This is a genomic window from Ferdinandcohnia sp. QZ13, assembly GCF_031324165.1.
Classification (GTDB): domain Bacteria; phylum Bacillota; class Bacilli; order Bacillales; family Bacillaceae_L; genus Ferdinandcohnia.
This window is the reverse complement of the sequence record NZ_JAVIVW010000015.1, coordinates 1-12,866: the sequence shown is the minus strand read 5'-3', so window position 1 is coordinate 12,866 and position 12,866 is coordinate 1. Positions and strand designations below refer to the sequence as shown.

At 37.0% G+C, this 12,866-nt stretch carries 10 protein-coding genes and 1 pseudogene; 7 read left to right on the top strand and 4 right to left on the bottom strand.

Features of this window, described 5'->3' with window-relative positions; translation table 11 throughout:
• Window positions 1-121: 121 nt before the first annotated feature.
• A complete protein-coding gene (locus tag RGU12_RS13670) occupies window positions 122-811 on the bottom strand; it encodes a thermonuclease family protein (RefSeq protein ID WP_309536591.1) in 690 nt (229 codons plus the stop codon).
• Between the two features lie 182 nt (window positions 812-993).
• Between RGU12_RS13670 and RGU12_RS13665 the strand changes: the two genes are divergently transcribed.
• The 3 genes from RGU12_RS13665 (at window position 994) to RGU12_RS13655 (ending at window position 4,807) form a co-directional block, all read left to right on the top strand.
• A complete protein-coding gene (locus RGU12_RS13665) occupies window positions 994-2,484 on the top strand; it encodes a YcdB/YcdC domain-containing protein (RefSeq protein ID WP_309536590.1) in 1,491 nt (496 codons plus the stop codon).
• A 184-nt stretch (window positions 2,485-2,668) separates the two neighbouring features.
• Window positions 2,669-3,844 (top strand): translocation protein TolB, encoded by a 1,176-nt coding sequence (locus RGU12_RS13660; RefSeq protein ID WP_309538254.1) that lies wholly within the window; start codon window positions 2,669-2,671, stop codon window positions 3,842-3,844.
• Window positions 3,845-4,012: 168 nt separating this feature from the next.
• Entirely contained in the window at window positions 4,013-4,807 is a 795-nt protein-coding gene (locus tag RGU12_RS13655; RefSeq protein WP_309536589.1) for a pentapeptide repeat-containing protein, read from the top strand.
• Window positions 4,808-4,847: 40 nt separating this feature from the next.
• Here RGU12_RS13655 and RGU12_RS13650 read toward each other — a convergent pair whose 3' ends face one another.
• Entirely contained in the window at window positions 4,848-5,456 is a 609-nt protein-coding gene (locus RGU12_RS13650; RefSeq protein ID WP_309536588.1) for a TetR/AcrR family transcriptional regulator, read from the bottom strand.
• 157 nt (window positions 5,457-5,613) lie between these two features.
• On the opposite strand from RGU12_RS13650, the pseudogene RGU12_RS13645 reads away from it, so the two are divergent.
• Window positions 5,614-6,403 (top strand): annotated as a pseudogene (locus RGU12_RS13645) (SDR family oxidoreductase).
• Between the two features lie 523 nt (window positions 6,404-6,926).
• Here the strand turns inward: RGU12_RS13645 and RGU12_RS13640 are convergent.
• On the bottom strand, window positions 6,927-7,643 hold the full coding sequence (locus tag RGU12_RS13640) for an SGNH/GDSL hydrolase family protein (RefSeq protein WP_309536587.1): 717 nt from the start codon (window positions 7,641-7,643) through the stop codon (window positions 6,927-6,929).
• Window positions 7,644-7,896: 253 nt separating this feature from the next.
• On the opposite strand from RGU12_RS13640, the gene RGU12_RS13635 reads away from it, so the two are divergent.
• On the top strand, window positions 7,897-8,805 hold the full coding sequence (locus tag RGU12_RS13635) for an AEC family transporter (RefSeq protein ID WP_309536586.1): 909 nt from the start codon (window positions 7,897-7,899) through the stop codon (window positions 8,803-8,805).
• 46 nt (window positions 8,806-8,851) lie between these two features.
• Here RGU12_RS13635 and RGU12_RS13630 read toward each other — a convergent pair whose 3' ends face one another.
• Window positions 8,852-9,319 carry a hypothetical protein gene (locus RGU12_RS13630; protein ID WP_116352213.1) on the bottom strand — a complete coding sequence of 156 codons (468 nt, stop codon included), beginning with the start codon at window positions 9,317-9,319 and terminating at the stop codon, window positions 8,852-8,854.
• Window positions 9,320-9,586: 267 nt separating this feature from the next.
• Between RGU12_RS13630 and RGU12_RS13625 the strand changes: the two genes are divergently transcribed.
• Together RGU12_RS13625 and RGU12_RS13620 are read left to right on the top strand one after the other, a co-directional pair.
• A complete protein-coding gene (locus RGU12_RS13625) occupies window positions 9,587-11,320 on the top strand; it encodes an ABC transporter ATP-binding protein (RefSeq protein ID WP_309536585.1) in 1,734 nt (577 codons plus the stop codon).
• A gap of 623 nt (window positions 11,321-11,943) precedes the next feature.
• Window positions 11,944-12,498: a nitroreductase family protein gene (locus RGU12_RS13620; RefSeq protein ID WP_309536584.1), complete on the top strand. Its 555-nt coding sequence runs from the start codon at window positions 11,944-11,946 to the stop codon at window positions 12,496-12,498.
• Window positions 12,499-12,866 lie beyond the last annotated feature (368 nt).

Here is a 12,866-nt window from a genome sequence, read left to right as displayed (position 1 = left end):
TTTCACTCCTTATGTTCTATTTCTAGTAAAATATATTCTTTATTCGGCAGAATATTCTTTGGTTGTTCTTTATTAAGAATATAAAAAATACAAAAATAGATAAGGGCGAACCCTTATCCTTTCACTTAACGGCATCCATATTATACGGTCGGTCATAGCCCGCATATCCAGGGATTGACCAAATCCCAGTCTTGGACGCTTTTGCTTGCTCCATTGCGGCCCTATAGTCATCTAGATATTTTTGATCATCGTAGATATACCTGACTGTTAGTAGACCTTCTTCAAGCATCATTTCCTGAATGTTTTCACCAGAGGGAAGGAACCCATATACGAGCAGGCGATCATACTTATCGCGACTATCGCCTTTGCCTAAGTCAAGTACAATTTCTTTTCCTTTTACCAATTCATTTAAAAAGTCCCGGGCTTCTTCTGCATACGGCATTGGCCCACCTTTGATTTCGCTAGAATCTACTAATAAAAAACGAAGTGATTCTTTTTGTCCGTTCACAAACGCTTTACAAGTATCACCGTCATAACAAGATTCAATTTGTGCGGTTACAATTTTATCTTCATTCACCTCATCGGGTAACTGTGTGAGCACCTCAGTAAGGTTTTCAATTTCTCCAGCGAATTCAGCAGCATTTCCAACCGCATCACTTATTTGTTCTAGTTCTTGGGAACCAACGATTTCGCTTGCTTGTTCCACTTTGTCAGCCAGTTCCTGAATTCCTTTTACATTAACGGATTCCGCACAAGCTGAAAGAAATGTGATACACAGTAATAGCAATGATGTTTTAAATAAATTCTTCATTTTTTCTCCTTTACTAACTTATCAATAGTACTAATCAATCATATTTAATCCCACAATAAATTCAAGTGATTTTGTTAAAAATGATTCCATAGTAACAGTCTGGAAGTAATATGTAAAATACATATTTTAAAAGCTATGAAAATGCTACAATAACAATATTACGAAAATTATGGAGGACAATGATGAGCAAAGTCTTTGAGAAGTTAAAGCCTTTTTTACCAGTAAAAGCATATGAAAAAGCCTCGAATTTTGATGAAGATTGTTTTGACATTTTTGAAGTAGGAACAGATGAACGAATCGGAAGTTATTCATTAAATGAGAATGGGGAACTTATAGGGTTTTCGTTAATCGAAGATGCGTCTGAGGGTAATCATTCAAAAGAACTAATGGCAGCGAATGCGCAAAAGTTCGTTGATACCTTCTATCCGGGGCAGAAGGAATATGAACTCTCGGGAATCTTAGATTTAGATAATCCGTACATGATCACATATGAAAAAAGGGATGAAAAATACGGTAAGTTTTTGCATAGTACGGGTTTTACAGTGTCAATTTCGACTTCCGGACAAATCACAAGTTTTTATTGTGCAGACGAAGAATATGAGGTTCGTTATACGAATTTCGTTGTTTCGGAAGAGGAGGCTTTGGAAACATACATGGAAGGATTAGACCTTGAGTTGATTATTAAGCAATTTGATCAGGAAGTGTATAAGAATGGAGATAACCTGTACCATCTGGCTTATAGCGTGATTGAACAAGTGATGGATATTCCTATTGATGGCTCTGACACGTCGAGTATTCATGAAGGATATGATCTGGAAGCGGGAATTCAAAAGAGAAAGAGTCCGATTCAACCCATATATGACTTAGTGGGTGTAACGGCTGAATTCAAGCTTTTGGATAAACAAGTATCGGAAGGTAGGCGTATCGAAATCTGGTCTACGCTTAAGAATGTTGCCGAATATTCCTTTGATATAGAAGAAACCGATGACCATGTTATTAAGCTTTGTTTTGATGAAAAAACAAATCTGCTCCTAGAGGTTTTAAGTGGTGAGGAGCATAAAAATGATGGAGTGGAAATGGGGTTAGAAACTGCAAGGGAGAGGGCGTTAGACGTTCTGTTCAAGCTTATTCCCGACACGCATGAAAGGTTCCGCTTAGAGGTTCCAGAATATGAGAATGAAGATTGTGAGGACAATTTCGATGAGTTCGAGGAGGAAGATTATGAAGAAGATGAATTCATAGAAGAATTTGATGACGATGATTTTGACGAAAATGATTGGGAAGAAGATTTTGTAGAACACGAAGATAGCTACACATTTTATTTCCATTTGCACCATCAAGGAATTCTTGTTGATCAGCATGTGTCACTTCTTTCAGTAGGGAAGTACACGGGGAAAATAACACATTTGAGCTTGGACGTTCCACCAGGGCACCACTATGCCAAGCTAGCTACAAAAGCCGTTATTTCTAAAAGTGAAGCAAAAGATATCTATAAAAAGCATGTGAAAATGGAGCTAATGTTCATTCGCGAATACGATGAAGACGGGATGTCCATTTATACGCTTGCTTATGTTCCAGATTTTCCTGATACAGTAGGAAGTGTAAGAGCCATTGACGCGGTCACTGGTAAGGCGATGTATGTTGATGTGGGAGATGCGACATTTTTAAAATAATTGGATAGTGTGGGGCGACGGACTGCAGTAGTAGTCCATTTTTGTTTGTTTTTTCACCCCGCTTTAGTTCCCAGATAATCCCTTAGCATTCTTACTCATAACTTGGTGAATCTAGTAGTAGGAGGGATTGAATTTGGGAATTCGACTATTGATACTACTAACTCTCATCTTTTGTCATTTTTCAATGAAAGCAAATGCAGAAGTTCCACTATCAGCTGCATTTATCCGTGATCATCAGTTGTGGATCAAAACAAGCAATCAAGAAATCCAAATCACAAAGGACCGGTACGTGTATTCTCCAAAGTGGTCATTTGATGGTCGTTTTATTGGATTTATTGATGGTGATGAAAAGGGAGAAAAATCGGATTTATACATTTACGATACAAAGGAAAACGAGATTTACCAACCTTACGTAAGGGTGGTGACATCTGATTTTAAATGGTCCCCAATAAAAAATCAGCTGGCTTACACTGATCACGGGCTTTTAAATGTCACCAAAATGAAAAATGGTCGCCCGCAAGGATTTGAAAATGTCTCACTAGGTGTTGGCGGTTTTGAGTGGTTCCCTAATGGGAAAGAATTTATCGTTTCTTCACAATCTAACTTACTTCCTACAGGGTGGAGCCCTATCCCGCTTTTTAGAATTCCAGTAGATGCAAATCTTGCGAAAGAAAAAATGAAGCATTTTTATACGATTCAAACGAAAGAACCTGATTTGTTTGGGATTGATGCTGATTATTTTAAATGGAGTTCAGATGGAAAATGGATAAGTTTTTTATTGATACCTACAGCTTCCTGGTCTATGGATAGCAACACATTATGTGTCCTATCATCACAAGGAGAACAATTTCAAGCAGTAGGAAAAATGTTGGGGTTTAATGATTGGTTTAAGTGGGCTCCAAAAAGTGATCAATTAGCCTATATTTCAGGAGAAGGAAGATTTTTTGTTGAGAACAAAAAAGTGAAAGTTGCCGATATCCCCATTATTAAACAGCAGAAGGAGTACACGCCTAAAGGATTTGTAGATCTTGATTTGGAATGGTTCTCCAAAGATGTGGTAATAGTGAATCGTGCGAAAGAAAATAAGGAGTGGAAAGAAGGACCTGTGCCAACAATGTTTACTTCACTTTACGCGATCAATATAAAAACAGGAGAGCAGGAGCAAGTTTCTTTTCCTAAGGAGAACGAACTTGATAAAAATCCTCAAGTGGTTGACTCCTATCTTTCATGGTTTCGTAAGTTGCCAGATCAAAATAATGGGAATGTATGGGTGAAAAATGGTGTAAATGGGCTAGAGCAAATCTGGCTTAAAAATGTGGATTCTGCTCCAACGTTTTTTTCTTGGAAGCAAAATCCTTAACAAAGGGAGTTCGTGTTATAAACACTAACTCCCTTTATCGTGGGACAAGGGGGCAGGTACATTGACCCTAAACTAAAACTGGATAAAACTAACAATTTAACTGTATTCAATGAATCACCTTTCATTTATACTTGATATAAATGAATCTGTATGTGGAAGTGTGATAGAATGAATGCTTATTTAATGTCAGATTGTACGAATTGTTTCGGTCTATGTTGTGTAGCTTTACCTTTTGCCAAATCAGCAGATTTTCCATTGAGTAAAGACGGTGGAGAACCATGCCGAAATTTATGTTCCGATAATCGTTGTAAGATACATGATCATTTGAGAGAAAAAGGGTTTCGTGGATGTGTTTCCTATGAGTGCTTTGGGGCAGGCCAACATGTATCACAGGTGATCTATAAGGGGAATGATTGGAGAAATAATTCAGAGCGTGCAAGCGAAATGTTTACGGTATTTCCACTCATTCAACAACTTCATGAAATGCTTTGGTATCTTGAACAAGCCCTCAGTCTTAAGGAAACACATTCATTTCATTCAAGTCTTCAAGACATGTATTATGAAACGCTAAGATTAACTGAAAAAGCGCCTGAAGAAATTTTAGAATTAGATATCGGTGCACATCGAAGTAAGGTAATCCAGCTGTTATTGAAAACTAGTGAGGTGTATCGCAAGAATCACCCTAAAAAAAGAAACAAACGTGTTGATTACGTCGGAGCAAATTTAAAAGGAGCAGATCTACGAGGGTTTAGTTTTCGAGGAACACTTATGATTGCTGCTGATTTAAGTCATGCAGATTTAAAAAAGGCGGATTTTATTGGGGCAGACCTCAGAGATGCGGACTTAAGCAATGCGAACCTGACAGGTGCTCTTTTTCTAACACAATCACAATTAAATTCAGCAAAAGGAAATGCTTATACAAAAATACCTGACTACTTAAAAAGTCCAGATCATTGGGGATAAGTGTGGGAAGCGGGACAATCTACCTGTCCCATTGACCCACCTATTTTTTAATCACGGGCTTCACCACTGATTCAGCCCGATTATATCTAATAATCTCAAGGAGTTGCTCTGCCATGAAGTGGGGGCTGTACTTAAATCCGCTATTGATCCATTCAATTACCATTCCTAAGATTGCATATGCTTGATAATTGGCATGAATTTCCCTATCAATTTTAGGATCGTTGAGTGGGTTATGTAAATCTGATAAAGCGAGCTCCTTTAATACTGAACAGAACTTATTCTGAAATCCTGTTAAGGTGCTAGTTTTGACGATATGTGAATAAAAGTTGGCGTATTTATAGACATGGTCAAATATTTTCACTGCTGACGTAGAGAGCTTTTTAATCTCAAAAATTTCAACCCCTTTGTATGGTTCTCGATAGGATTGAATCAAATCATCAATAACCTCATCCATGATTTCATGCAGAATGTCTTCCTTATATTGATAATGCTTATAAAATGTACCCCGATTTAGGTCTGCTTCGCGTACAATATCCGAAATCGAAATCTCCTTAAAATCCTTTTCATTCATTAACGCTAAAAGTGCATCCTTCATGGCTCGCTTCGACTTCACAATTCTCCGATCAAGATAGTTATTATTAATAGACATAATCGACCTCCGGCTTATGATATTTAAAGAAATTGAACAATTTTATATGCTTTTGTTTATTAGTATACGTTTAAGCCTGTATTTGCTGATTGAAAACGCTCTATTAAGCTTATTATACTAGAGGTAGTTGTTGATTAGTAAACAATTGTTTATTAAAATGCATTCTATCATTATTGGAGGAATGAACATGAAACTTGAGAATAAAGTATCGGTTGTTACAGGTGCTGCTTCTGGTATGGGGAAAGCTATTGCGATTCTTTATGCAAAAGAAGGTGCGAAAGTAGTCGTTTCCGATATCAACATTGAGGCCGCAAAAGCAACAGTTGAAGAAATCAAGGCAATCGGTGGAGACGCTATTGCGGTTATGACGAATGTGGCTAAGGAAGAAGACATTCAAAACTTAATTAATACAGCTGTGAATACGTATGGCACAGTAGATATTTTAGTAAATAATGCAGGAATTATGGACAACTTTGAACCAGCAGGGGAAATCATCGATCAAAACTGGGAAAGAATTTTCGCGGTTAATACAACTAGCGTGATGCGTGCAACTCGAAAAGTGCTGCCAATCTTTTTTAGAGAAAAACGCTGGGGTTATTATCAACGTAGCTTCTGCAGGTGGACTTCAAGGTGCAAGAGCGGGTGCTGCTTATACAGCTTCTAAGCATGCGGTAGTTGGATTCACAAAAAACACTGGGTTTATGTATGCGCAAAGTGGTATTCGTTGCAACGCAATCGCACCAGGGGGCGTTGAAACAAACATCAGCGCATCAATGACAGGTCGAAGCGATTTTGGAATGGGTCGCATTATGCCAGGTTTGGCCCTAAATCCACGTAATGGAAAACCAGAAGAAATCGCCAAAATTGCTCTATTCCTAGCAACAGACGATGCAAGCTTCGTAAATGGAACAGTTATCACTGGAGATGCTGGGTGGACGGCGTATTAATAGATGAAAAAATGCTTGGGTCAACGTAAAGTGGATCCAAGCATTTTTGGTATAGGGGGACAGGTACAGTGCCCCAAGAAATTGCTATTTATTTTTTATTATTCTCATGTACTTCTGCAGTATGTTTCACCACTTTTTTAGAATCTTTTTGGTTATTTTTGATATGTCCTTTTGCATCTACTTTTGAATCCCTTAACATTTTATCACCCTCCTAAAATCAATGCATATTACCTTTATTTTCCCAAGAAAGGCCTCTATTATTCTAATGAAAGATAAATAAAGCAAACGCCAAAAGATTGGTGTTTCTTCTATCTTTTGGCGTAAGAGAACGATTTTAACAATGAGTAATACAAACAATTCGTCATTAATGGGGGTGGTAAACAGTTTTTGTTAGATAGTAATGGATGGAAGTAGAAAGGGGAGTGTTCTTGAATTTTTGTGATTTTATTTTTATATTAGAGAAAGTCAGACGACGGTGCTGACTTTCTCTACTCATTTTCTAAAAAACAAAGAATGTTAAAATTTAATTGCCATTCTTGCTCTTATCTATCTTTTTCCAAAACTCTTTTGCGATGATTTGATATCCTTCGGTACTTAGGTGGATATTCGTTGGATTTGGAAGAAAAGTTTCATAGTCTTTGGCAATAGCTTTACTTGTCGGAATAAATGTATCATTATTCAATACAGCAACCGTTTCGATTACTTGATTTAGTCTATCTAATAAAGGAATCAATACTTGTTGTTGTTCTTCTGGTAAATGTGGGAATGGGAAGTAATAGCCCATGACATATACTTTAGCACTTGGATTTAATCGTTCAATAGCACCTAAAATACCAAACAAATTCGCACTTACTTCGTCTAATGCCTGTGGAATTTTATCTGGAGTATTCAAGAGTCGTAAAATATCATTCGCACCGATATCAATGGTTACGTATTCAGCTTCACGAATTTTTGCTTGAACTTCAAACTTCGTCATATCATGTAAGACATTTGTTGAGGTATAACCAGGAACACCAAAATTTATAAAATCAACTGTGTATTGGGATTGTACAAAACGCTCAACTAAAAAATCGGCGTAGCCTTTATCAATTTCATTATATGGTGTTGTACCAGCAGCTAATGAATCCCCTAAAGCTACATAATCAATGTTCTTTTTTGCAGGTCCTTTCGCAAAAGCCGAGACTGGTATGGAAAGGAATAATGCAAACAAAATCAGACTAAATAGAATTTTCTTTAGCACGTTATCTCCTCCTCTTCGTTCTTAATTAAGAACTATTATAACAATTTCTTTACTTATTTGTAAATGTGTTAGAGCTAAGACTCTTAATAAGTTTTTATTACCAAAAAGATATTTAACCTTATTAACGAGAGACAGGGGTTATTGGATGACAACATGACCAAATTATCGGATTGCAGTCGCGGTACCTGTCCCTCTGACCCAGTATGCAGTATACTAGTATAGTATTTTTAGATAGTTAGAGGAGCATGCAGGTATGAATGAGGAATTTCTTTATATTATGATGATTATTGCACTAGGGTATGTTTTGAAACGGATTCACGTGTTGAAAGAGGAGGATGGAGGGGTAATCTCAAAGATTATTTTTAAAATTACGCTTCCAGCACTTGTGCTTGTGACGTTCGATCGGATTGAAATCGAAACAAACCTCATTTTAATCCCCATTATTGTACTTATCTATGGGATTGTTGTTTCATTATTGGGCTTGCTTATTTTTAAAAACGAGGAAAGAGAGCTTAAGGGCTCTTTTTTAATGATGTCTTCTGGGTTTAATGTCGGTTTGTTCGCATTTCCGCTTGTTTACGCAATTTGGGGAATGAGTGGATTGACATATTTTAGTATGTTTGATGTGGGAACCTCTGTCATTGTCTTTGGGATCGCCTATATTTTGGGGAGCTACTTTTCGAATGAAGGGTTAAGTTTAAAACCTTTGGAGATTGGAAAAAAACTTTTGAAATCCATCCCGTTAATGTCCTACGTGATTGCAAGTATATTAAATCTCAATCACATTAAATTACCAGATATGGTGATTGAGGTGGCGGGTACTATTTCAGCAGCAAATATGCCATTAAGCTTACTATTATTGGGTCTTTACTTGAATTTCAAATTTGAAAAACAATTTGAAAAACCGATGCTGAAATTTTTAACATTCCGATACGGTGTAGGCTTGCTTGTTGGGATTACATTATTATTTCTGCTTCCGTACGATGATAGGTTTCGCTACACGATCTTATTAGGTCTGTTACTTCCAGTGGCTTCATCGTCAATTCCATTTGCGGTTGAGTTTAAATATAGTAACGAAAGCATTCGACTAATCGCTAATGCAACGAATATTACAATTTTAGTGAGTATAGTAATCTTATATGCGTTTGCGAATTTTATCTAAAAAAGACCTGCCTTTGGGCAAAAAAACAGGACTGAGTTTGTGCCACTCAGTCCTGTTTTTTTGCTTGTTTTTTCATATCAAACATACCTGTTGAAATCTCATTTAGTTTATTAAGGAAGCGATTAAAGCCAAATCCAACAAAAAAAGCCACACTGACTTGAGCATATGGACCATCAATATTATCAGCGAAGTCAATCATTAAAATACCACTTTGGATAAGGTTAACGGCGATGACAGCCGTTCCTGTTGCAAACAGTGGAAAGAAAATATACATTATCCAGTGCCTCGGATCAATAAATTGGTCATTCATATAATGGGAACAAAACATATATAGATGCCTTAGCGATCCGCCAATGGCGCCAGCGAAAAAATAATACAAAAAGGGTTCAATTTCTGCTAACTTGGGATATGTTTCTTCAAACACACCAATCCACAATACACCTACAGCTAAAAAACTCCCGAAAAATAAAATGGAAAGGTACGCTAAAATCAGGATCTTAACCCATCTTTTCATAAGAACACCTCATTTTCACCATTTTATGGGCGTTTATGGAAAATGGTGCATAGATTTAGGTGGCAAATAGATAGGCAAGTTCGTTGTTGCATGTCTTGATTCAAAAAGATTTAATAGAACAGTATCCACATGTGTTAACGATTAGTAGAGATGAGGATTAAAAGGTTATGATATAAAGAGGAAATATAGGACAATGTATATACCGTGTAACTTTTTTAAATTTCGTTCGTACGTATGGGATAGAGTTTTTATGGAGGAGTTTCAATAATGAAAAATAAAGATAATGGGTTGAAGCCGTTTTTTCGGTTGATTTTATCGACGAATATACCAAAGGCAGCCTTAACGATTGGGTTAATCGGAAGTATTATCACGACATTTGTAGGATTGTCGATTCCGTTATTAACTCGGGAACTTGTTGATGGGTTTTCGGGGATTTCCGTCAATGCCACACTTGTTGCAGTGATTGCAGCCGTGTTTATTTTACAGGCTGTTATTGACGGGGTATCGACGTACATGCTTGCTGCAGTTGGGCAACGCATTGTAGCACGCCTTCGTGAAAAAATGTGGGAAAAGCTTATCCGTTTGCCAGTCAGTTATTTTGATAAGCAACAAAGCGGGGAATCTGTGAGCCGAGTCGTAAATGATACAGGCATTGTAAAGGATTTAATCTCGCAACATTTTCCGCAATTTATCACCGGGGTCATTTCGATTATTGGTGCAATTATTATTCTTCTCATCATGGACTGGAAAATGACGATTTTTATGCTCATATCAGTACCACTTACCATGATTATTATGATGCCACTTGGTCAAAAAATGGCGAAAATATCACGAGGGTTGCAGGATGAAACTGCGACATTTTCAGGTAAAATTCAACAAACCATAAGTGAAATTCGCTTAATGAAATCATCAACAGCTGAAGGTTTTGAAGAAGAAAAAGGAATAAGCGGGGTTCGAAATCTACTTACCTATGGTTTAAGAGAAGCGAGGATTTTCGCGCTAATCGGTCCGATTATGTACACAATTGTCATGATTGTTATTGTGGTCATCATCGGATATGGGGGAATCCGTGTCGCAAATGGGACTATGACAACAGGATCTCTCGTTGCATTCTTACTATATCTGTTTCAAATCATTTTTCCTATCACTTCATTTGCGATGTTCTTCACTCAGCTTCAAAAAGCAAAAGGTGCGACAGAGCGAATTATTGATATCATTGAACTTCCATTAGAGGAAGGGCAAAAAGGAAAAAACCTCGACATTTCAAATTTACCAATTCATGTGGAACATGTTTCTTTCGCGTACAGTGAAGAAGAACCGGTTATCCAAGATGTTTCATTTGAAGCGAAGCCTGGTCAAATGATCGCATTTGCTGGACCAAGTGGTGGAGGTAAAACAACGATGTTTGGTTTACTGGAACGTTATTACGAGCCTACTTCAGGCGAAATTCGAATCGGGAACACACCAATCCATGAGCTTTCGTTAGAATCGTGGCGAAGTCAAATTGGCTATGTCTCCCAGGAAAGTGCGATGATGGCGGGAACCATTCGGGAAAATTTATGCTATGGCTTGAAAAATGCGGAACAAATATCAGATGACCGACTATGGGAAGTTGCAAAAATGGCCTATGCCGATGAATTTATTCGTGCATTTTCAAATGGATTAGATACAGAAGTAGGCGAGCGTGGAGTCAAATTATCAGGTGGTCAGAGACAGCGAATCGCAATCGCGAGGGCGTTCCTTCGTGATCCGAAAATTCTCATGATGGACGAAGCTACTGCAAGCCTTGATAGCCAGTCCGAAAGCATTGTTCAAGAGGCGCTATCACGACTCATGGAAGGACGCACCACCTTTATTATTGCTCATCGATTGTCGACAATCGTTGATGCCGATCAAATCATTTTCATTGAAAAAGGGATGGTGACAGGAAAAGGAACACACCAAGAGTTGATTGAGGCACATGAGTTGTACCGAAGCTTTGCAGAACAGCAGCTGACATAAATTGATCCATGAATTCATAAATGATTTAAGTAAAAAAGTGAAAGGCAATATTATCAAATGAGATTACAAAGGTATTAGGTTAAAGATCCGAATACCAGGCATAATAAATGCAAGTTGGTAAGTTCCCTCCCTCCATTTAGGAGGTTTTTTTAACTTTAACTAATGAAGGCTTTACACGAAATATAACAGTCTCCTTATAAAAGAATGTTTGGTTCATCAATAATTAGGCAAACTATATTTATCCTAATAAATGAATCATTTTTCTATTGAGCAAAGGAGTGTTTTTAGTTGAAAGAGAGCGCAGAACAAAGATATTGTACAAATTGCCAAAAGGAGACTACACATAAATTTAGGGAGGATGCTCTAGAAATAGAGTGTATCTGTACAGAATGTAATAAACAAGAAGACATTGTTAAGACCTTTTTCTAAATTAGCCACTTATTGAGTAGTGGCTTTTTTTATTTAATTAATTTTAATTTACGATTTCCTCATCTTTATAAGCAAAACCTATTAAAAAGAAAAAATATGGCTATACGGATTACGGATTTTCAAACATGTTCATATACTATTTAGTCTTTTATATGTATAGACTTTTAATAAGTAGTTATTATAGGAGGGGTTGTATGGATGTTCATGAAGCGATAAGGACACGTCGAAGCTTTGGGCTAGTGAAAGATGTAGAAGTGGAAATAGAAAAAATAGAAAAAATCTTAGAAGCAGGGACTTGGGCTCCCTGCCACTTTAGAACTGAACCTTGGCGGTTTTTTGTCTTTCAAGGAGAGGGAAGGAACCACCTAAGTGAGGTGTTACTTAAAATTGCCAAGAAGAATGGTGAAACTGAGGAGAAAAAGCTTGAAAAGATTCAAGCTAAACCATTTCGGGCACCTGTGATTATTGCGGTTGCTGTTGAACCAAGTGAAAATCCGAAGACAATAAAAATAGAAGAATATGGTGCAACATACGCTTGTATTCAAAATATGTTACTGGAAGCACATAGCTTAGGAATCGCAGGATTCTGGCGAACAGGAAAGCCAACCTATGATCCATTAATGAAAGAATTTTTCGGTCTATCTGAGAATGGTGAAGTTCTTGGTTTCCTCTACTTTGGTTATCCATTACGGAGTTTACCAGAAGGAAAGAGAAGGTCATTCGAACCACTTACAAAATGGATAGGATAGATTTTATTTTAAAAATCGGATATTACCAATCAAATAATATGCTTGATTAAAAAGTAGTTGAATATAGGTATCTGTTATAAATATTATTATGGAATAATTTGGACGTTGATAGAACGGAGGTGAGATGCTATTATAAATTTTGTTGTTTCGTTTTGAAAAATGCGAGATTGACACACGTTAATCATTATGTTAATATACTAAAGTTGAGTTTGCGAATTGAGAAAAATGATAAACTCAAAAAGATATTGACATTAGAATTTAGAAATGATATATTAGTATAACTTCCTTATGAGGAGTTATTAACAAAAGTTCTTTGAAAACTGAACACAATACAAGCGTCAACGTTAATTCTAAGTAACAAACTTATT

Coding starts and splice junctions, on each gene's coding strand:
- RGU12_RS13620 (WP_309536584.1), top strand. CDS start 11,944: ATGGATGTTCATGAAGCGATAAGGACACGTCGAAGCTTTGGGCTAGTG.
- RGU12_RS13625 (WP_309536585.1), top strand. CDS start 9,587: ATGAAAAATAAAGATAATGGGTTGAAGCCGTTTTTTCGGTTGATTTTA.
- RGU12_RS13630 (WP_116352213.1), bottom strand. CDS start 9,319: ATGAAAAGATGGGTTAAGATCCTGATTTTAGCGTACCTTTCCATTTTA.
- RGU12_RS13655 (WP_309536589.1), top strand. CDS start 4,013: ATGAATGCTTATTTAATGTCAGATTGTACGAATTGTTTCGGTCTATGT.
- RGU12_RS13650 (WP_309536588.1), bottom strand. CDS start 5,456: ATGTCTATTAATAATAACTATCTTGATCGGAGAATTGTGAAGTCGAAG.
- RGU12_RS13660 (WP_309538254.1), top strand. CDS start 2,669: ATGAAAGCAAATGCAGAAGTTCCACTATCAGCTGCATTTATCCGTGAT.
- RGU12_RS13670 (WP_309536591.1), bottom strand. CDS start 811: ATGAAGAATTTATTTAAAACATCATTGCTATTACTGTGTATCACATTT.
- RGU12_RS13635 (WP_309536586.1), top strand. CDS start 7,897: ATGAATGAGGAATTTCTTTATATTATGATGATTATTGCACTAGGGTAT.
- RGU12_RS13665 (WP_309536590.1), top strand. CDS start 994: ATGAGCAAAGTCTTTGAGAAGTTAAAGCCTTTTTTACCAGTAAAAGCA.